The organism is Streptomyces sp. NPDC056222, assembly GCF_042264065.1.
Lineage (GTDB): Bacteria > Actinomycetota > Actinomycetes > Streptomycetales > Streptomycetaceae > Streptomyces.
This window is the reverse complement of the sequence record NZ_JBHJTL010000008.1, coordinates 30288-50025: the sequence shown is the minus strand read 5'-3', so window position 1 is coordinate 50025 and position 19738 is coordinate 30288. Positions and strand designations below refer to the sequence as shown.

17 protein-coding genes are annotated in these 19738 nt (G+C 73.4%); 9 read left to right on the top strand and 8 right to left on the bottom strand.

Going from position 1 to position 19738, the window contains the following annotated elements:
• Positions 1–12 precede the first annotated feature (12 nt).
• Positions 13–1311 carry a DUF6986 family protein gene (locus ACFC0D_RS06270; RefSeq protein ID WP_376431598.1) on the top strand — a complete coding sequence of 433 codons (1299 nt, stop codon included), beginning with the start codon at positions 13–15 and terminating at the stop codon, positions 1309–1311.
• 96 nt (positions 1312–1407) lie between these two features.
• On the top strand, positions 1408–3465 hold the full coding sequence (locus ACFC0D_RS06265) for a protein kinase (RefSeq protein WP_376431596.1): 2058 nt from the start codon (positions 1408–1410) through the stop codon (positions 3463–3465).
• A gap of 55 nt (positions 3466–3520) precedes the next feature.
• Here ACFC0D_RS06265 and ACFC0D_RS06260 read toward each other — a convergent pair whose 3' ends face one another.
• The gene (locus ACFC0D_RS06260; protein WP_376431594.1) at positions 3521–4555 is read right to left on the bottom strand and encodes a LacI family DNA-binding transcriptional regulator; all 1035 of its coding nucleotides are present in this window, start codon (positions 4553–4555) and stop codon (positions 3521–3523) included.
• 129 nt (positions 4556–4684) lie between these two features.
• Between ACFC0D_RS06260 and ACFC0D_RS06255 the strand changes: the two genes are divergently transcribed.
• Complete coding sequence (locus ACFC0D_RS06255) at positions 4685–5641, top strand: ROK family protein (protein ID WP_376431592.1); 957 nt, start codon at positions 4685–4687, stop codon at positions 5639–5641.
• 23 nt (positions 5642–5664) lie between these two features.
• On the opposite strand, the gene ACFC0D_RS06250 is transcribed toward ACFC0D_RS06255, so the two are convergent.
• Complete coding sequence (locus ACFC0D_RS06250; protein ID WP_376431590.1) at positions 5665–5844, bottom strand: hypothetical protein; 180 nt, start codon at positions 5842–5844, stop codon at positions 5665–5667.
• A gap of 205 nt (positions 5845–6049) precedes the next feature.
• Between ACFC0D_RS06250 and ACFC0D_RS06245 the strand changes: the two genes are divergently transcribed.
• Positions 6050–7093: an NUDIX domain-containing protein gene (locus ACFC0D_RS06245; protein WP_376431762.1), complete on the top strand. Its 1044-nt coding sequence runs from the start codon at positions 6050–6052 to the stop codon at positions 7091–7093.
• Positions 7094–7134: 41 nt separating this feature from the next.
• Here ACFC0D_RS06245 and ACFC0D_RS06240 read toward each other — a convergent pair whose 3' ends face one another.
• Positions 7135–7815 carry an MBL fold metallo-hydrolase gene (locus ACFC0D_RS06240; protein WP_376431588.1) on the bottom strand — a complete coding sequence of 227 codons (681 nt, stop codon included), beginning with the start codon at positions 7813–7815 and terminating at the stop codon, positions 7135–7137.
• 69 nt (positions 7816–7884) lie between these two features.
• The gene (locus ACFC0D_RS06235; RefSeq protein WP_376431586.1) at positions 7885–9249 is read right to left on the bottom strand and encodes a dipeptidase; all 1365 of its coding nucleotides are present in this window, start codon (positions 9247–9249) and stop codon (positions 7885–7887) included.
• A 122-nt stretch (positions 9250–9371) separates the two neighbouring features.
• Here ACFC0D_RS06235 and ACFC0D_RS06230 point away from each other — a divergent pair, with 122 nt between their 5' ends.
• Positions 9372–10871 (top strand): geranylgeranyl reductase family protein, encoded by a 1500-nt coding sequence (locus ACFC0D_RS06230; RefSeq protein WP_376431583.1) that lies wholly within the window; start codon positions 9372–9374, stop codon positions 10869–10871.
• 100 nt (positions 10872–10971) lie between these two features.
• On the opposite strand, the gene ACFC0D_RS06225 is transcribed toward ACFC0D_RS06230, so the two are convergent.
• Positions 10972–11433 (bottom strand): nitroreductase family deazaflavin-dependent oxidoreductase, encoded by a 462-nt coding sequence (locus tag ACFC0D_RS06225; protein ID WP_376431580.1) that lies wholly within the window; start codon positions 11431–11433, stop codon positions 10972–10974.
• 129 nt (positions 11434–11562) lie between these two features.
• Here ACFC0D_RS06225 and ACFC0D_RS06220 point away from each other — a divergent pair, with 129 nt between their 5' ends.
• Positions 11563–12267, top strand: a complete 705-nt coding sequence (locus tag ACFC0D_RS06220; protein ID WP_376431578.1) for a TetR/AcrR family transcriptional regulator — start codon at positions 11563–11565, stop codon at positions 12265–12267.
• A gap of 46 nt (positions 12268–12313) precedes the next feature.
• Here ACFC0D_RS06220 and ACFC0D_RS06215 read toward each other — a convergent pair whose 3' ends face one another.
• Positions 12314–13120, bottom strand: a complete 807-nt coding sequence (locus ACFC0D_RS06215; protein WP_376431576.1) for a BTAD domain-containing putative transcriptional regulator — start codon at positions 13118–13120, stop codon at positions 12314–12316.
• Between ACFC0D_RS06215 and ACFC0D_RS06210 the strand changes: the two genes are divergently transcribed.
• Genes ACFC0D_RS06210 through ACFC0D_RS06200 form a run of 3 tightly spaced genes read left to right on the top strand, consistent with a single transcriptional unit; the run spans position 13119 to position 17352 of the window.
• The gene (locus ACFC0D_RS06210; protein ID WP_376431574.1) at positions 13119–15398 is read left to right on the top strand and encodes an MMPL family transporter; all 2280 of its coding nucleotides are present in this window, start codon (positions 13119–13121) and stop codon (positions 15396–15398) included. The two genes, ACFC0D_RS06215 and ACFC0D_RS06210, sit on opposite strands and share 2 nt — an antisense overlap.
• Positions 15399–15451: 53 nt before the next feature.
• Positions 15452–16690, top strand: a complete 1239-nt coding sequence (locus tag ACFC0D_RS06205) for a sensor histidine kinase (RefSeq protein WP_376431572.1) — start codon at positions 15452–15454, stop codon at positions 16688–16690.
• Positions 16687–17352: a response regulator gene (locus tag ACFC0D_RS06200; RefSeq protein WP_376431570.1), complete on the top strand. Its 666-nt coding sequence runs from the start codon at positions 16687–16689 to the stop codon at positions 17350–17352. The genes ACFC0D_RS06205 and ACFC0D_RS06200 overlap by 4 nt, the downstream gene beginning before the upstream one ends.
• A 192-nt stretch (positions 17353–17544) precedes the next feature.
• On the opposite strand, the gene ACFC0D_RS06195 is transcribed toward ACFC0D_RS06200, so the two are convergent.
• Positions 17545–18291: a maleylpyruvate isomerase family mycothiol-dependent enzyme gene (locus ACFC0D_RS06195; protein WP_376431760.1), complete on the bottom strand. Its 747-nt coding sequence runs from the start codon at positions 18289–18291 to the stop codon at positions 17545–17547.
• Positions 18292–18393: 102 nt separating this feature from the next.
• Positions 18394–19614: an MFS transporter gene (locus ACFC0D_RS06190; protein WP_376431568.1), complete on the bottom strand. Its 1221-nt coding sequence runs from the start codon at positions 19612–19614 to the stop codon at positions 18394–18396.
• Between the last annotated feature and the right edge of the window lie 124 nt (positions 19615–19738).

The following is a 19738-nucleotide window of genomic DNA, read 5'->3' as shown; positions in this document are numbered from 1 at the left end:
GGAGGATGTGGGATGGGTCAGCAGGAGAAGGTGTCGACGAGCCTCGCCGGAGCGGTCAGCGAGGGCATCAGCGCCTCCCTCGCAGCGGTGGACGCCGAGCTCGACCGGCGCTACCCCGGTGACCCGGGCACTCGCCAGCCCGTCCACACCGTCTACGTCCCCGGTAACGTCTTCGACGCCGGAACGATCCGCTCCTGGGGCGACCAGGCCCTCGAGGCCCTCGACCGGCACGCGCCGGACGCCGACTCCTTCGCCGCCGTCCTCGGCCTCTCCGACGACCTCGCCGAGGACGTCTACGGCCGCGTACGGGCCAAGCTGGAGCGCGAGCCCATCGAGGACCTCCGCGTCGACTTCGAGGACGGCTACGCGGGAAAGGACGGGGCCGCAGAAGACACTGACGCCGCCCGCGCCGCCCGGCTGATCTCCGAGGCGTACGAGAAGGGCACGGCGGCCCCGTACATGGGCATCCGGATGAAGTGCATGGAGGCCGCCGTACGCGACCGCGGCATCCGCACCACCGACATCTTCCTCACCGGGCTCATCGAGAACGGCGGCCTGCCCGACGGCCTCGTCCTCACCCTCCCGAAGGTCACCTACCCCGAGCAGGTCACCGCCTTCGTCCGCCTCCTCGAAGCCTTCGAGAAGGCCCACGGCCTGGACGCCGGCCGCCTCGGCTTCGAGATCCAGATCGAGACCAGCCAGTCCATCCTGGCCACCGACGGCACCGCCGCCGTCGCCCGCATGATCGGCGCCGCCGAGGGCCGCGCCACCGGACTGCACTACGGCACCTTCGACTACAGCGCCTGCCTGGGCGTCTCGGCCGCCTACCAGGCCAGCGACCACCCGGCCGCCGACCACGCCAAGGCGATCATGCAGGTCGCCGCCGCCGGCACGGGCGTACGGGTCTCCGACGGCTCCACCAACGTCCTCCCGGTCGGCTCCACCGAGCACGTCCACGAGGCCTGGCGCCTCCACTACGGCCTCACCCGCCGCGCCCTGGCCCGCGCCTACTACCAGGGCTGGGACATGCACCCGGGCCACATCCCCACCCGCTACGCCGCCGTCTTCGCCTTCTACCGCGAGGGCTTCGAGGCCGCCGCCAAGCGCCTCTCCGCCTACGCCAACCACGCGGGCGGCGACGTCATGGACGAGCCCGCCACCGCCAAGGCGCTCAGCTCCTACCTGCTGCGCGGCATCGACTGCGGCGCCCTCGACACCGCCGAGGTCGACGCCCTCACCGGTCTGACCCGCGCCGACCTCGACCGCTTCGCCGCCCCGCGCCGCGGCGACCTCACGGCCACGGCCCAGTAACCGCCCGGAACCTCCCGAGCGTCACCCGCCAGAGGGTGTCACCCCGGCCCCGTACTCTGTACGCGTTCAGCGCAGGCGACAGAGAACGGGGCAGCGGTGTCATCGGGGGAGAACGAGCGGCTGGCCGGCCGCTACCGAGTCGTGCGCCAACTGGGCCGCGGCGGTATGGGCGTCGTCTGGCGCGCCGTCGACGAGGTCCTGGGCCGCGAGGTGGCCGTCAAGGAACTGCGGACGTACAACGACTCGTCCGGGCCCGAACTGGCCGATCTGCGTCTGCGGATGCAGCGCGAGGCCAGAGCGGCGGCCCGGGTACGCCACCCCGGGGTCATCGCCGTCCACGACGTGACCGAGCATCAGGGCCGCCCCGTCATCGTCATGGAGTTCGTCGACGGGCCGTCGCTCGACGGCGTCCTGAGCGAACGCGGGGTCCTGGAGCCGCACGAGGCGGCCACGATCGGAGCCGCGGTCCTCGAGGCGCTCGCCGCCGCCCACGACGTCGGTGTGCTCCACCGCGACGTGAAGCCCGGCAACATCCTCCTCGACAAGGGAGGGCGGGTCGTCCTCACCGACTTCGGGATCGCCGCGATGGACGACCCCGGCGACGGCTCCACCACCCACCTCACCCGCAGCGGGGAGATCGTCGGCTCGCTGGACTACCTGGCGCCCGAGCGTGCCCAGGGGCAACAGCCCGGCCCCGCCTCGGACGTCTGGGCGCTCGGCGCCACGCTGTACGCGGCCGTCGAGGGCTCTTCACCCTTCCGCCGTACGTCGACCTGGTCGACGCTGAACGCCATCGTCGTGGAGCCGCTCCCGGAACCGCGCAGGGCCGGCGCACTCGGCCCCGTACTCCGGCAGCTGTTGGACAAGGACCCGAACCGTCGTCCCGACGCCCGCGCGGCGGCACGTCTCCTGGCGGCCCTGGCCCGGGACACGGCGCCGACACACCCCGGAACACCGGCCGAACGCGACACCGTGCCGCAAGGCCCGGACGCTCCGACGGAGGGACTCGGCTCCGAGGGGGCCGGCCGGTCGGCCGGCGCCGCAGCCCGGGGCCTCGGTCCCGAGACGGTCGCGCCGCAGGGCTCCGGCGCGGCGGGTAAGGCGCCGGGAAGCGGCGCCGTGTCGCAGGGCTTCGGGTCCCAGGGGCCTGCGGCCCGGGGCTTCGGTTCCGAGGAGCCGGGCTCTCAGGGGTCCGCGCCCCAGGGCTTCGGGCCGGTGGGCGGTTTCGCGCCCGGGGCAGGGGGCTACGGGTCGGCGGGGGCGCATCCGGCGGACGGATTCGGGCCCGCGCAGCCGCAGGTGCCCGGGGCCTTCGGCCCTGCGGCCGCACCGGGACCGGACGGCCGACGGCCGGTGCCGTCCCCCTACGTACCGTCCGCCGGCGCCGTGTTCCCGCCCGCCGGGCACCCGGCCGCCGCGCCACCGACGCAGGCCGCCTCCGCCCAGGGCCCGCAGCCGCCCCGGAAGTCGCGTTCCTCGGCGCTGGTCGCCGCGGCCGTCGCCGGCGTTCTGCTGGTCGGCGGTGGTGTGACGTACACGCTGATCGACCGGGACGGTGCCACGGAACGGGAGCAACGGGCCGACGGCGGAACGCCGGCAACGGCCGGTACGAGCCCCGGTCGTGTCCTCGACCAGGGAGATCCGGGCGCGCCGGCCGACCCGAGTGCCTCGGCGAGTGCGTCGGCCGCGGCCACGCCCTCGAAGGCGGCCACCAAGACATCCGCCACTCCCACACCCTCGACCCCGTCGAAGGCGCCCGTGCCCGGCACGGCCGGCGGCGGCACCGGCGGCGGTTCGACGAGCGCCGGCGGGAGTACGAGCGGCGGCGGCTCGACCTCCACGACCGGCGGCGGCTCGCCCGCCGAGCCCACGCCCTCCTGCAACGCCATCGGCGGCGGCAAGTACAACTGCGAGGTCTGGCGCACCGCGAAGACGTACCGCCACGACGGCGGCGAGATGGGGATCCTCAACGCCGGCATCAACTACTTCTACTGCCAGGTCGACCTCGGCCGACGCGAGACGTACGGCCGGTGGACGAACGTCTGGTGGGCCCGGACGGACGACGACAACGGCAACACGAACGTCTACGTCAGCGCCGTGTACCTCAAGGGCGGCGACAACGACGCGCCGCTGCCGGGCCTGCCGGTCTGCTGACCGCGGGCGCCCGGCGCGTCACCGCCCGCTCCGCCGCACCCCGCCCGCGTCCCGGCTACGCGGGCGGCGGCGGGATCTCGCCCGAGCCGCGCGCGATCAGCCGGGTCTCCAGGACCACTTGGGCCGGTGCGTCGTCGATGCCGTCCAGACGACGGAAGAGCCGTTCCGCCGCGGTGCGGCCCAGCGCCGCGGCGTCCTGGGCGATGACGGTGATGCCGAGCAGGTCGGCGAGCTCGATGTCGTCGAACCCGACCAGGGCGACCGGGCGTTCGCGGTCGGCGAGCGCCCGGACGGCGGTGACGGTGACCCGGTTGTTGCCCGCGAAGAGCGCGGTCACCGGCTCCGGTCCCGACACCATGGCCGTGACCGCCTCCCGGACCCGGTCCGGATCCGTCGGGCCCAGGGACACCCAGGAGTCCTCTACGGCCAGTCCCTCGTCCTCCATCGCCGCGCGGTAGCCACGAAGACGCTCGGTCGCGGTGTGGATGCGCGGCCGGTCACCGACGAAGCCGATCCGGCGGTGGCCGTGGGCGATCAGGTGGGCGACCCCGGCGCGAGCGCCTCCGAAGCTGTCCGAGAGGACGGCGTCGGCGTCGATCCGGCCCGCCGGACGGTCGACGAAGACGGTGGCGACGCCCGCCTTGATCTCCGGTTCGAGATACCGGTGGTCCGTGCCCGCCGGGATCACGATCAGCCCGTCGACACGCCGGGCGCACAGCGCGAGGGCCAGCTCCTGCTCCCGGTCCGGGTCCTCCGCGCTGGAGCCGTTGATGAGCAGCGCCCCGTGGGCTCGGGCGACCTCCTCGACGGCGCGGCTGAGCGGACCGTAGAACGGGTCGGCGAGGTCCTCGAGCACAAGGCCCACGGAGGCGGTGCGGCCCTTGCGCAGCACGCGGGCGCTGTCGTTGCGCCGGAAGCCGAGCGAGTCGATGGCTTCCTGGACCCGGCGTTCGGTGTCAGGGGTGACGCCCGGTTCGCCGTTGACGACCCGTGAGACCGTCTTGAGCCCGACGCCGGCCCGGGCGGCGACGTCCTTCATCGTGGGCCGATTGCCGTAACGGTGCTCGGGGCGGCGGGCGGTGTCGGCCACAGTGAGTGGATCTCCTCTGTCTCGTCTCTGTCTCGTCCGAGCATAGGGCCTGGACAACGTTGTCAGAGCAAGGGAGACTGTAGGTCACAGCGATCGACCGCTCCCGCCCCTTCTGGAGACACCGCGCACATGCAGAATGACCTCGTTGTCGCCCTGGACTTCGGCGGCACCAAGATCGCCGGCGCGTTGGTGGACGGCGACGGCGCGATCCTCGTACGGTCTCGGCGACCCACCCCCGCGCGGGAGGACGCCGAGACGGTGATGCGTGCCGTGGAGTCCGTCCTCGCGGACCTGGCGGCCTCGCCGCTGTGGGGGTCGGCGCACGCGGTGGGCATCGGGAGCGCCGGTCCCGTGGACGCCTCCGCGGGCACCGTCAGCCCGGTCAACGTGCCCGGCTGGCGCGGCTTCCCGCTCGTCGAGCGGGTCCACAAGGTGACCGGCGGGCGGCCGGTCACCCTGGTCGGGGACGGGGTCGCCATGACGGCCGCGGAGCACTGGCGGGGCGCGGCCCGCGGTCACGACAACGCGCTGTGCCTGGTCGTCTCGACCGGCGTGGGTGGCGGCCTGGTGCTCGACGGCCGTGTACGCCCCGGCCCCACCGGCAACGCCGGTCACATCGGCCACATCAGCGTGGACCTGGACGGCGACCCGTGCGCCTGCGGCGGGCGCGGCTGTGTCGAGCGGATCGCCAGCGGGCCCCACATCGCCCGTCGCGCCCTGGACAACGGCTGGCGTCCGGGCCCCGACGGCGACACGTCGGCCGCGGCGGTCGCCGCCGCCGCACGTGCCGGGGACCCGGTCGCCGTGGCCTCCTTCGAACGCGCCGCCCAGGCGCTCGCGGCGGGCATCGCCGCCACCGCGACCCTGGTCGAGATCGACATCGCCGTCGTGGGCGGGGGAGTGGCGGGCGCGGGAGACGTGCTGTTCGACCCGCTCCGGCGCGAACTGCGCGCCTACGCCACGCTGTCGTTCGTCCGCGACCTCGTCGTCGTCCCGGCGCTCACCGGTACGGACGCCGGTCTGCTCGGCGCGGCTGCCGCCGCGGCCCCGCGCATCCCGGACGGAGCGCCCCGGGTGGGGCGCTGACGGAGCGTCACCGCCCGGCGTGGTCAACCGCCCACCGGCTCCGGCGTCCTCTGCTCCACGATCACCAGGAACGCGTCGGACTCCAGGTCCATCACGACCTCCGCCGGGAGCCCTTCGTCCCGGCGGGCGCTGGCGAACTCCTCGGCGGGCCAGCTGCCCCGTGGTCCTCCCGCCGGAAACCTCTGCAATACCGTACGGCTCATCTCCGCACCCCCTTGCCTCGCCGGTCCAACGACGCCCGGTCTCGAAGTGTTACGCACCGGCCCGCACGCGCGTTCGTGGAGTGAGGCGTCTCACAGTCCGTGCACCCACCCCTCTCCACGTCGACCCGGCGCCCTCCGGTTCCGCCCGGGGGTTTCCGTGGCAGGGTGTTGCGGGCAAGCCACTGTGGGCTATCGAAGAGGGGGAATCGTGATCGTCTGGATCAACGGGACGTTCGGTGCGGGGAAGTCCACCACCGCGCGCGAGCTGGTCGATCTGATCCCGAACAGCACGCTGTACGACCCCGAGATCATCGGCTCCACGATGAACCGGCTGCTGCCGGAGAAGCGGCTCGACGAGGTCGACGACTACCAGGATCTGCCGATCTGGCGCCGACTGGTCGTGGACGCCGCCGCCGCGCTGCTCGCCGAGGTCGGCGGTGTGCTCGTCGTCCCCATGACCCTCCTGCGCCAGGAGTACCGCGACGAGGTCTTCGGGGGGCTCGCCGCCCGGCGCATTCAGGTCCGGCACGTCCTGCTCGCCCCGGATGAAACGATCCTGCGCGCGCGGATCCGGGGCCGTACTCCCGATGACTCGGACCCGCAGGCACTGGAGCGCGTACGTCAGTGGTCCCTCGACCACATCGAGCCCTACCGCACCGCCCTGCACGACTGGCTGGCCGCCGACGCGCACGTCGTCGACACCTCCGCACTCACACCGGCCGAGGCCGCCGCGTCCATCGCCGAGGCCGTCGCCTCCGGCGAGGCCGCACCCTGCGGCATCGTCCAGACCCCCGAACCCAGCGGCGAGACGCTCGCCGCCGGGGTCCTGCTCTTCGACGAACAGGACCGATTCCTGCTCGTCGACCCCACCTACAAGCCCGGCTGGGAGTTCCCCGGGGGTGTCGTCGAGCCCGGCGAACCGCCCGCCCGGGCCGGTATGCGCGAGGTCGCCGAGGAGATAGGTATCGAACTCGACTCCGTACCCCGCCTGTTGCTCGTCGACTGGGAACGCCCCCAACCTCCGGGCTACGGCGGCCTGCGCCTCCTCTTCGACGGCGGCCTGCTGCCGACCGCGGACGCGGACCGGCTCCTCCTGCCCGGCGCCGAGCTCCGCGGCTGGCGCTTCGTCACCGAGGAGGAGGCGGCCGAACTGCTGCCCCCGGTCCGCTACCGCCGCCTCCGCTGGGCCCTGCGCGCCCGCGAACGCGGGACGGTGCTCAATCTGGAGGCTGGCGTGCCGGTCGGCTGACGACGCCCACGGGCGCACTTCGGCCCGAGAGGGCCGATCGACTACGCCGCCGCCTCCGCGAGTCGACGGGCGGTGTCCGTCGTCACCGGGTCCCCGTGCCCACAGCACAGGACCGACGGCTTCAACTCCGCCAGACGCCGCATCGAATCCATGGCGCGCTCGCGGTCCACATGGAACACACCGAACGTCACGCCCTGCACCGTCGCCACCGTGTCGCCGGTGAACAGGACACCGTGCTCCGGAAGGTGGACCGCGAGCGAGCCGGGTGTGTGACCCGGTGTGTGCACCACGACCGCACCGTCCCCGAAGCCCAGTGCGTCCCCGTCCTCCACCTCCCGGTCGACCCGGGTCGCCGGTGCCGCCGGGACGGTCAGACCGCGCTCGTACAGCGGGATCTCCCAGTCGAGCAGGACAGGCTCGGGGACCGGGGCCTCACCCCGGATCACGTCGGCGTCGAGGCGGTGCGCCACGATCTCGGCGCCGAACCGGTCGGCGAGCTCCTGAGCCGAACCGACATGGTCACGATGGCAGTGCGTGAGCACGATCCGGCGCAGCGCCGAAGGGCCGAGCCCCGCACCCCGCATCGCCGCCTCGATCTCCGGCGCCGAGCCCGCCCAGCCGGCGTCGATCAGGGTCAACTCCTCGTCGTCCCGCCACAGATAGGCCTGGCCGATGGAGAAGTGCAGCATGTGCAGTCGGGGCGTGATCTCGATGAAGTCCATGGGGCGAACCTACGCATCCGCGCAGGTCCGCCCCATGGTTCTACGCTCTCGGCGAGCTTCGCCGAACGCTTAACCCTGCTTCGAGCGGGCGTAGTTGAGCAGGAAGTGAGCCTCCGCCACGGACAGGCGCTCCAGCTCCTCGGGCGACACCGACTCGTTCACCGCGTGGATCTGCGCCTCCGGCTCGCTCAGGCCGATCAGCAGGATCTCCGCCTCGGGGTAGAGCGACGCCAGCGTGTTGCACAGCGGGATCGAGCCACCCATGCCGGAGCTCTGCATCTCCTGCCCCGGGTACGCGATCCGCATCGCCTCCGCCATCGAGACGTACGCCGGGCTGGACACGTCCGCCCGGAACGCCTGGCCCTGACCGACCTGCTCGAAGGAGACGCGGGCGTTCCACGGCACACGCTTCTCGATGTGCGCGTACAGCAGCTTCGTCGCCTCGGACGCGTCCTGGCCGGGCGGCACCCGCAGGCTGATCTGCGCCCGGGCCGTCGACGGGATCGACGGCGTCGCTCCCGCCACCGGGTGGCAGTCGATGCCGATGACGGTCACCGCCGGACGGGCCCAGAGGCGGTCGGCGACCGTGCCGGTGCCGGGCAGACCGACACCCGCCAGGACCTTCGCGTCCGCGCGGAAGTCGTCCTCCGGGTACTGCAGCCCCTCCCACACCGCGTCGGCCGGCAGGCCGTCGATGACCGTCGAGCCGTCCTCGGCGCGCAGCGTGTCCAGGACCCGGATCAGCGCGGCCAGCGCGTCGGGAGCGGCGCCGCCGAACATGCCGGAGTGCAGGTTGCCTTCGAGGGTGTCGATCTGGACCCGGATCATCGTCATACCGCGCAGGGTCGCGGTGACCGTCGGAAGACCCAGCCGGAAGTTGCCGGTGTCGCCGATCACGATGGCGTCGGAGGTGAGGAGTTCGGGGTGCGCCTCGGCGTACCGCTCCAGACCGCCCGTGCCCTGCTCCTCCGAACCCTCCACGATCATCTTGACCGTGACGGGCACTCCGCCGTTCGCCTTCAGGGCGCGCAGCGCCAGCAGGTGCATGATGAAGCCGCCCTTGCAGTCGGCCGCACCGCGGCCGTACCAGCGCCCGTCGCGCTCCGTCAGCTCGAACGGCGGGGTGACCCAGGCCGACTCGTCCAGCTTCGGCTGCACGTCGTAGTGCGCGTAGAGAAGAACGGTCGGGGCACCGGCGGGGCCGGGCAGCACGCCGTACACCGACTGCGAACCGTCCGGGGTGTCGAGCAGCGCCACGTCCTGGAACGCCTCGGCGCGCAGGGCGTCCGCCACCCAGTTCGCGGCCGCCTCGCACTCGCTCCGCGGCGCCACGGCCTCGTCCGCCACCGACTCGAAGGCCACGAGCTCCGCGAGCTCCGCCTTGGCGCGGGGCATCAGCTCGGCGACGGTCTCGGCGATCGGATTGGCGGTCATGGGCACGCTCCTGGTGGGTGCGACGTTGTAAGGACGTTGCCGCATATCGGTTGTACGGCGAACGTATGGCCGATCCTACGGCGCGGGGCCCTACCTACTGGGCCGTAGGATGCCCGAAGAGCATGGACCGTCGGTCGGATCAGGAGCAGAAGCACATCGTGAGCAGCGAGAACGCAGACGCCGAAGAGGTACGCGCGGGAGAGTCGCGGGACGCGACCGTCTGGGACGTGGTCGTGGTCGGGGCAGGCCCGGCCGGTGCGTCGGCGGCCTATGCGGCCGCGGTCACCGGCCGCCGTGTGCTCCTCCTGGAGAAGGCCGAGCTGCCCCGGTACAAGACCTGCGGCGGAGGCATCATCGGGCCGTCGCGGGACGCCCTGCCGCCCGGCTTCGAACTGCCGCTGCAGGACCGGGTGCACGCCGTCACCTTCTCGATGAACGGCCGCTTCGCCCGGACGCGCCGCTCGCGCCGGATGCTCTTCGGGCTCATCAACCGGCCGGAGTTCGACGCCGGGCTCGTCGAGCAGGCGCAGAAGGCGGGCGCCGAGCTCCGCACGGGCGTCACCGTCTCCCGTGTCGAGCAGCACGGCCCGGCCGTGCCCGACCGGCGGACCGTCGCCGTGGTGCTGGCCGACGGCGAGACGCTCCTGGCCCGTGCGGTCGTCGGTGCGGACGGCAGCGCCGGCCGCATAGGGGCCCATGTCGGCGTCAAGCTCGACCAGGTGGATCTCGGACTCGAGGCGGAGATCCCCGTGCCGCCGTCGGTGGCCGAGGACTGGAAGGGGCGCGTCCTCATCGACTGGGGGCCGATGCCCGGCAGCTACGGCTGGGTCTTCCCCAAGGGGGACACGCTCACCGTCGGCGTCATCTCGGCGCGCGGCGAGGGCGCGGCCACCAAGCGCTATCTGGAGGACTTCATCGCCCGCCTCGGGCTCGCCGGCTTCGAACCGGCGATCTCCTCGGGTCATCTGACGCGCTGCCGCAGCGACGACTCGCCTCTGTCGCGCGGCCGGGTCCTCGTCTGCGGCGACGCGGCGGGGCTCCTCGAGCCGTGGACGCGGGAGGGCATTTCGTTCGCCCTGCGTTCGGGCCGGCTCGCGGGGGAGTGGGCGGTACGGATCGCGGAGTCGAACGACGCGGTCGACGCACGCCGCCAGGCGCTGAACTACGCGTTCGCGATCAAGGCCGGCCTGGGTGTGGAGATGGCGGTCGGGCGGCGGATGCTCGCGCTCTTCGAGCGCAGTCCCGGACTGCTGCACGCGGTGATCACGGGCTTCCGTCCCGCCTGGAACGCCTTCACGGACATCACCCGGGGGTCGACCACGCTGGCCGGCCTGGTCCGCTCGAACGGAATCGCGCGGCGGGCGCTCGACGTCCTGGACAGCCGGCTGGACACCGGGGCGGGCACGGCGAAGCGCGGTGTCACGGAGCCCGCCGTCGCGTCGGGACCGGCCGAGCCGCAGGGTGCGGTGGTCTCGGGCGTCGCGGCGGAGGGCGCGGACGAGGTGGACGGCACGGACGTCACCACGGGCTCCGACGGCGCGACCGAGGGCTCCGACGACGCGCCGGGCGCGACGAAGGTCGCGGGAGACTCCGAGCGGGCGGGGGACGCCGAGGCGTCGTGATGTCGCGCGGGTAGGTCCGGCGTCATGGTGGGGCGGGTCGGTCCGGCGGCACGGTCGGGTGCGTCGGTCCCGCCGCATGGCCGGCCGGGTCCGCCCGGCCTCAGGAGGTCGTGGTGATCCGGAAGACGGGGTGCTTGGGGGCGATCGCCCTCAGCTCCTCGTCCGTGGAGTCCGGCCCGACCCCGCCGAAGAACACGCCGACCTCGGCCTTCCAGCGCTTGAGGTAGGCGCGCAGCAGGACGGGCTTCTCCTCGTCGGGCAGCTCGACTGCGGTGAACGTCTGCACACGCTTGCCGAGGTGCAGTTCGCCGCCGCCGGCCGCGCGCATGTTGTGGGTCCACTGGACATGGCCGCGCGGGGCCACCAGGTACTGGGCGCCGTCGAACGTCATCAGGTTGACGGGGGTGGTGCGCCATTCGCCGCTCTTGCGACCGCGGACCGCGAGGACACGGGAGCCCCAGACGCTGATGCCCCGGCGGGTCATCCAGGCGACGAACCGGTTGAGGACGTTGACCGTGATCCAGCCGGGCTTCATGACGTGGGGAGCGGGCTGAGCGGACATGGCAACCTCCGGTTGAGAATCTGTGAGCACTGCTCTCGCTTGAGATCAGTGTGCACGGATCGGCGCGCCAAAGCAAGAGCGGTGCTCTCGTTTTAGTGCGGTGCTCCGAAAGATGGCAGACTGTTCTCCATGACCAGCGTTCAAGGAGCCCGGGCCCGCGCCCGCATCGAGATCACCGCAGCCATCAAGGACGAGGCCCGCAAGCAGCTCGCCGCCGAGGGTGCCGCGAAGCTCTCCCTCCGCGCCGTAGCCCGCGAACTCGGCATGGTGTCGTCCGCGCTGTACCGCTACTTCCCCAGTCGCGACGATCTGCTCACCGCGCTCATCGTCGACGCGTACGACTCCGTCGGCGCCGCCGCCGAACAGGCCCTCGCCGCCACGGACGCCGGCCGCGCGCCCGACGCTCTCGCCCGCTGGACCGCCGTCTGTCGAGCCGTCCGTTCCTGGGCCGTCGCGCACCCCCACGAGTACGCCCTGATCTACGGCTCTCCCGTACCCGGCTACTCCGCCCCGCAGGACACCGTCGGCCCGGCCTCCCGTGTCGGCCTCGTCCTCATCACCATCGCCCGCGACGCCTTCACCACCGACGGCATCGCCCCGCCGCCGCTCCCCGGGAGGCTGCGCCCCGAGGCGGAGCGCATGGCCGCCGACTTCGCCCCCGACCTGCCGCCCGCGCTCGTCGTCGCCCTGGTCGCCGCCTGGTCGCAGCTCTTCGGGATCATCTCCTTCGAGGTGTTCGGGCAGTTCAACCGCATCGTCGAGGAAGGGGAGGAGTTCTTCGCCGCGTCCGCCGCCCGACTGGGTCAGGACATCGGCCTGCTGTCCCGCGCCTAGCGCGAAGCCGCGCCCCTCGGACCCATCAGGCCCGAAGTCGCGCCCTTCAAGCCGCCGAGCCCCGCTCTGCCGAGCCCCGCCCCGCCATCTCCGCGACCCCGCCGAAGAGCGTCGGGTCCTGTCGCAGGATCCGCTCGTGAAGGGCGCGCAGGGCGGGCCCCGGGTCGGCGCCGATGGCCTCCGCGATCCTGCGCCGGGCCTCCTCGTACGCGACCAGCGCGTCGGAGGAACGCCCGCCCCGGTACAGCGCCAGGATCAGCAGCGCCACCGGCCGCTCCCGCAGCGGATGGGCGGCCACCAGACGCACCAGCTCATGGACGCACTCGTCGTACCGCCCCTGCGCGATCGCGCCCTCGAGGCGCGCCTCCAGGACCAGCATCCGCTTCTCCGCCCAGCGCCGCCGCTCGGCCTCCAGATAGGGACCGGGCAGCCCCTCCGCGTACTCGCCGCGCCACAACGACTCGGCCTCGCCCGCCAGTTCCCCGGCCCGGCGCAGATCCCCGACCTCACGTGCCGCGATCGCGCTGCGCAGCAACTCCCGCCGCTCGCGCAGGTCGTCGATCCGGGCTCCGGTCAGCCGATAGCCGCTGCCCGTCCACACCAGTTCGGGCCCGCCCTCGCCGAGGGCGCGGCGCAGCCCGGAGACGTACTTCTGGACGAGGTTTCGTACGTGCACGGGGGTTTCGGGCCCCCAGACGGCGTCGACGAGGCTCTCGTACGCCATCGACCGCCCGTCGAGGTGCAGCAGGACGGCGAGCACGGCCTGTTGCTTCGGCGGCCCGAGCGGCACCTCGACCCCCGCGCGCAAAGCCCGCAGCGGGCCCAGGAGTTCCCATCGGATCGTTTCGGCCATGCGCCGAGACTACCCGGAGCCGGCCTTCCAGTGGATCTTCCAGCGGGCGTTCCAGCGACCGGTCAGTACGTCGTCCGAACGTGGCCCCATGCAGCAAGAACCGTCGCCGCAAGCCGGCCCCCGTACCCCCTTCGCTCCGCTCACCCGTCTCGGTCGTCTCGCGGTCCGACGCAGCGGAGCCGTGCTCGTCACCGCACTGCTCCTCTTCCTCGGCCTCGGGGTGTACGGCGCCGGCGCCCAGGCCGATCTCGACCTCGCCCGCTGGGACGCCCCCGGCTCCGAGTCCGCCACCGCCGCCCGCATCCTGCGCGAGGACTTCTCGACCGGAAACCCCAACCTCGCCCTCCTCGTGACCGCCCGCGGCGGTGACATCGACGACCCGGCCACCGCCCGCGCCGCGCGGGCCCTCGCCGACGAGGTCGCCGCCCTGCCGGGCGTCGTGGACACCCGTACGTACGGGAACGGCGGGAGCCCCGCCCTGCGCTCCGAGGACGGCAGCCGCGCCCTGATCCTCGCCCGCCTCGAGGGAAGCGCCACCGAGACCCGCGCCCGACTCGCCACGCTCTCGCCCCTGCTGACCCGCACCACGCCGGAACTCACCGTCCAGGTCGGCGGCCAGGAGGAGATCTCCCGCCAGGTCGGCGAACAGGCCCGCGCCGACTTCCTCACCGCCGAGGTCCTCGTCCTGCCGGCCGTCGTCCTGCTCCTGATCCTGGTCTACCGCCGCACCGCCGCCGCGCTGATCACCGTCGGCACCGGGCTGCTGTCCGTCGTCGGAACGCTCGCCGGACTGCGGCTGCTCGCCCAGTTCACGCCGGTCTCCACCTTCGCCGCCAACATCGCGCTCGTCCTTGGCCTCGGACTCGGCATCGACTACAGCCTCTTCCTCATCACCCGGTACCGCGAGGAACGCGCCGCCGGGCACCCCCGGCCGGAAGCCGTGGTCCTAGCCACCGCGTCCGCCGGCCGCACCGTGCTCTTCAGCGGCGTCACCGTCGCCGTCTCCCTCTCCGCCCTGCTCGTCTTCCCCTTCTTCTTCCTCAGCTCCTTCGCCTACGCCGGCGTCCTCGTCGTCCTCACGGCCGTGGCCGGCGCCGTCCTCGTCCTGCCGGCGGCCCTCGCCCGCTGGGGCCATCGCATGGAACGCCCCGCCTCGACGTCCGCCGGGCGCGGACTGTGGCACCGGATAGCCCTGCGCGCCCTGCGCCGTCCCGCGCTCAGCGCCGCCGCAGTGCTCGGCGTTCTGCTGATCGCCGGCTCTCCGCTCCTGGGCCTGCGGTTCGGCCTCCCCGACGAAAGGACCCTGCCGGCCGGTACCTCCTCCCGTACGACGTCGGAGATCGTCCACCGGGAGTTCGCCGCCGAACCGACCGACACCGTCCATGTCGTCGTGCCCTCGCCCGTGGACCGAACGGAACTCGCGGCGTACGCCGCCGGGCTCGCCCGCATCCCGGGCGTCCACAGTGTGGAGCCGCCCCGGTACGGGAAGAGCGGCTCGGCCCTCCTCGCGGTCCTCCCGACCCAGCAGGCGATGTACGGGGACGTGCCCGCCTTCGTGGAGCGGATCCGCACCGCCGACGGTCCGCCCGGCATCCTGGTCGGCGGCTACCCCGCCGAGACCACCGACTTCCGCGCCACCCTGCTCGACCGGCTGCCGGTCGTCGTCGGACTCGTCCTCGCCGCGACCTTCGTCATCCTCTTCCTCCTCACCGGCAGCCTGCTGCTCCCGGCCAAGGCCACGGTCCTCAATCTGCTCAGCCTGTCGGTGATGTTCGGCTGCCTCGTCTTCGTCTTCCAGGACGGCCACTTCGCCTCCGCGCTCGGCTTCACCCCCACCGGCTCGATCGAGCCGAGCATCCCGATCCTGATGTTCTGCATCGTCTACGGCCTGTCCATGGACTACGAGGTGTTCATGCTGGCGCGCATCAAGGAGGAGTACGAGCGGACCGGCGACACGGAGCGAGCCGTCGTCGAGGGCATCCGCCGCAGCGCGCCGTTGATCACCGCCGCCGCCGGAATCCTCGCCCTCAGCTTCGCCGCGTACGCGACCGGCGGTGTCGTCTTCCTCAAGGAACTCGGTGTCGGCGCGGCCCTCACCATCCTGGTCGACGCCACGCTCATCCGGGTCGTGCTCCTCCCGGCCACCATGCGGCTCGCGGGCCGCGCCAACTGGTGGGCCCCCGCCCCACTGCGTCGCCTCCACCGCCGTATCGGTCTGAGCGAGGCGCCACCGGCCGAACGGGCGCCGGGCGGTGTACTCCGGCGGGAGTACGTGTGATCACCACGCCCGGCTGACGACCCGGCGGCCCGACCGCGTCTAGCGTGGCGGGCATGGACGAACTGCGCAGAGACGGCCAGGGCGGCCCGCCCCGGGCACGAGACGGCCAGGGCGGGCCGCCCTGGCTGCGGCAGTGGGCCGACCGGGAGCCCGGAACCGGACTGCCCTGGCGGTCCACCCTGCTCCTCGCCGTCTTCGTGATGGTGGGCTCCGGCTTCGCCGCGCGGAACCAGCCGGACCGGGAGTCGCTGGACGCCCTCGGCCGCTCGCTGTTGCTCGTCGGCTCCGCCCTGCTCCTGCTGCGCCACCGTCACCCGGTACCCGTGGTCTTCGGTACCGCGGCGCTCACCCTCGGCTACTTCGCCGCCGGCTACCCCTACGGTCCGGTCTTCCTCCTCGTCGCGGTCGCCTGCTACGCCGCGATCGTCCACGGCCACCGGCGGTCGGCCTGGTGGGCGCTGGGCCTGCTCTGGGTGGGGCATCTCCTCCTCGCCCACTGGCTCTACCGCTACCTGCCCCCGGACGGGGACTCCGCGGCGCCCTGGGGCCAGGAGATCCCCGTCGCCCTCTTCGTCGTCGCGATCCTCGCCGCCTCGGAACTGGTCCGCGTCCGCCGCGAGCAGTGGGCCCAGCAGCGCGCCGAACGCGCCGCGGCCGAGCGGCGCCGCGCCGACGAGGAGCGCCTGCGGATCGCCCGCGAACTCCACGACGTGCTCGCCCACTCGATCTCCGTCATCAATGTGCAGGCGGGCGTCGGTCTCGCCCTGCTCGACACCGACCCCGAGCAGGCGCGCACCGCGCTCACCACCATCAAGGCGGCGAGCAAGGAGGCGCTGGGGGAGGTCCGGCAGGTGCTCGCCACGCTGCGCGCCCCCGGCGAGGCCCCGCGCACCCCGGCGCCCGGCCTCGACCGGCTACCGGAACTGGTCGAACAGGCGGCGTCCGCCGGTCTGACCGTACACACCTCCACCGAGGGGGAGCCCGTGGCGCTGTCGCCCGGCACCGACCTCGCGGCCTTCCGCATCGTGCAGGAGGCGCTGACCAACGTCGTCCGCCACTCCGGGTCCCGCACCGCCCGCGTCGTGGTCGCGTACCGGCGCGGCGGCGTGGAACTCCGTGTCGACGACGACGGACCTGCGACCGGCGGCGACGCCGGCGGCAGCGGCAACGGACTGGCCGGAATGCGGGAGCGTGCCGCCGCGCTCGGTGGCACGATCGAGGCGGGCACCCGCCCGGACGGCGGCTTCCAGGTGCGCGCCGTCCTTCCCGCCCGCCCGAAGGAGACCCCGTGATCCGTGTCCTGCTCGCCGACGACCAGTCGCTGGTACGGGCCGGCTTCCGCGCGCTCCTGGACGCCCAGCCGGACATCGAGGTCGCGGGGGAGGCGGCCGACGGCGACGAGGCCGCGGTGAAGGCGGGCGAACTGCGCCCGGACGTCGTCCTGATGGACATCAGGATGCCGCGGCTCGACGGCCTGGCCGCCACCCGGAGGATCACCGGCGACCCGGCCCTCGGCGCGGTGAAGGTGGTCATGCTGACCACCTTCGAGCTCGACGAGTACGTCTTCGAGGCCATCCGCTCCGGTGCCTCCGGCTTCCTCGTCAAGGACACCGAACCCGACGAACTGCTGCGGGCCGTGCGCGCCGTCGTCGAGGGCGACGCGCTGCTCTCGCCGGGGGTGACGCGGCGGCTCATCGAGGAGTTCGCCGCCCGGTCGAAGGCCCCGTCCGGCGCGTCCGGTCTCGATGAACTCACCGAGCGGGAGCGGGAGGTGATGGCCCTGGTCGGCATCGGCCTCTCGAACGAGGAGATCGCCCGGCGCCTGGTCGTCAGCCCCCTGACCGCCAAGACCCATGTGAGCCGGGCGATGGTGAAGCTGGGCGCGCGGGATCGGGCCCAACTCGTCGTCCTGGCCTACGAGTCGGGTCTGGTGCGCCCGGGCTGGCTGGGCTGAGGGCCGGTACCGGGCCGGTGGCTCGGGGCGTGCCCGGGCTCGCGCTCCGCTGGTGGCTGCCCAGGTACGCGCCCGGGCTCGCGTTCCGGTGGTGGCTGCCCAGGTACGCGCCCGGGCTCGCGCTCGGGGGGCCGCCCAGGTACCCGCCCGGGCTCGCGCTCCGGTGGCCGCCGAGGTCCGCGCCCCGCCTTCTCACGACCAGGTGATCCCCGACGTCTCCCGCCACAGCCGGGCGAGCGACGCGTCGCCCTCCACGGTCACCGCACCCTCCGGAAGCCGGTTCCAGAGCGTCAGATAGAGACGGTCGGCGGGACCGCTCAGCTCGCAGTCGGCCGGGCCCGTGGCGTCGCGCGCCGTGCGCGGTGCCTCCTGGGACAGCCGTACCGTCCATACGTCCCCGGTGTCCGTCGCCCGGATCCGCAGGGTCTTCGGTTCGGGCGTGCGGACGCGGCTCCGGTCGCGGCCGTGGAAGGCACGCAGCAGCTCGTCGATGCCGTCCACGGCGACCACCGGGTCCACCGGACCGGGAAGGCCCGACGGCAGTGCGGACTCGGCGTCCGCGCGGTGCACGGTCGTCTCGTGGGCCTGCCTCCGCGCCCAGAAGGCGAGCGGGGAGGGAGCGGGCAGGAAGGTCCAGCACTCCACGGTGTCGGGCGCCGCGCGCAGGGTGGCGACCAGCAGGGTGTGCCCCTCGCGGAAGTGGGCGAGGAGCTCCTCGCCGTCGAGATCCGGCTCGCCGCCGTCGGGGTGGTAGGAGGTGTGGCTCTCGGCGACGAACGCCGTGGCCCACCGGTGCACCATCGTCGTGTGGCGCAGGAGATCCCGCACCCGCCACCCCGGGCAGGTCGCCACCTCGGCGTCCGTGCCCGCCTCGGCCGCGGCGTCGGCCAGGCTTCTGCCCGCCGCGTCCAGGGTCTCGATGTGCTCGTCGATCTTCATGATCCCCATGCGGCGGATTCTGCCAGGGGACGGCGCGGGCCGGGGCGGAATCATGCCTGCGGGGGACTGTCGCGCGGCCTGAGGGCGGCTGCGCGGGCAGGGCTACTCGGCCTGCGCCGGGACCCGTACGTTCCTGGCCGCGTAGCCGATCACCGCGGCACCCGCCGCGAGGACGGCGACGGTGGTCAGGGCGACCGGCAGGGAGAACCAGTCGGCGAGGAAGCCGATCGACGGCGGGCCGAGCAGCATGCCGCCGTAGCCGAGGGTGGAGGCGGCGGCGACCCCGCTCGGGCCGGCGAGCGCGCCCGCGCGGGCCACGGCCACCGGGAAGATGTTGGCCAGGCCGAGACCCGTGACGGCGAAGCCGAGCAGAGCGGCCCATACGCTCGGGGCGAGCGCGCCGAGCACCATGCCGGCCGCCGCCGTCGCCCCGCCCGCAACGAGCGTGCGGGTCTGGCCGAGCCGTTCGAGGAGCGCGGTGCCGGAGAGCCGGCCGGCGGTCATGGTCAGCGCGAAGAGGGAGTAGCCGGCGGCGGCGACGCCCGGATGCGCGTGCAGGTCCTGTTCCAGGTGGAGCGCGCCCCAGTCGGCCAGTGCGCCCTCGCCGTACGCCGTGCAGAGCGCGATCACCCCGAAGACGAGGACGAGCCCGCGTGAACCGGCCTTGCCGCGGGGCCGGTCGGGGGCGACCGCTTCCGGCGGGGCGGGGGAGGGCTGCTGCCGGAGCAGTACGGGACCGGCGACGGCCGTCAGGAGCAGTCCGACGACCGTCAGACCGAGGAGGTGGGTCGCGGGGGCGAGGCTCCCGGCGACGAGCCCGCCGAGTCCGGCGCCGACCATCCCGCCGAGGCTGAACGCGGCGTGGAAGCTGGGCATCACGGGGCGGCGCAGGGCGGCGACGAGGTCGACGGCGGCGCTGTTCATGGCCACGTTGATGCCGCCGTACGCGGCGCCGAAGACCAGCAGGACGAGGCCGAGCGCGAGCGGGGAGTGGGTGAGGGCGGGCAGGGCGATGGAGAGCGAGAGCAGAACGGCGGTGACGACGGTGACGGCATGGCTGCCGTGGCGTCGGCAGAGGCGCCCGGTCAGCGTCATGGTCACCACGGCGCCGGCCGAAACGCCGAGCAGCGCGAGCCCGAGGTCGCTGGCGGAGGCCCCGGTCTGCTGCTTGATCGCGGGGATGCGGACCACCCAGCCGGCGAAGAGGAAGCCGTCGAGGGCGAAGAAGAGTGTCAGGGAGGTGCGGAGGCGGGACAGGGAGGGAGCGGTGTCTCCGCCAGGGCCCCCCGGAACGGCCGTCCGTACTTTGTTTAGTAGCGGCACAAACTCAGGATAGGGGTCGGCGGACGCGGATTCAACCTGGACGCCGACGGAGCCGCGGTGCTCGGCCCTGGGTGTCGGCGTGGTCGGCGGTGCTCGGCCCGAGTGTCTGCGGGCTCGGCGGTGC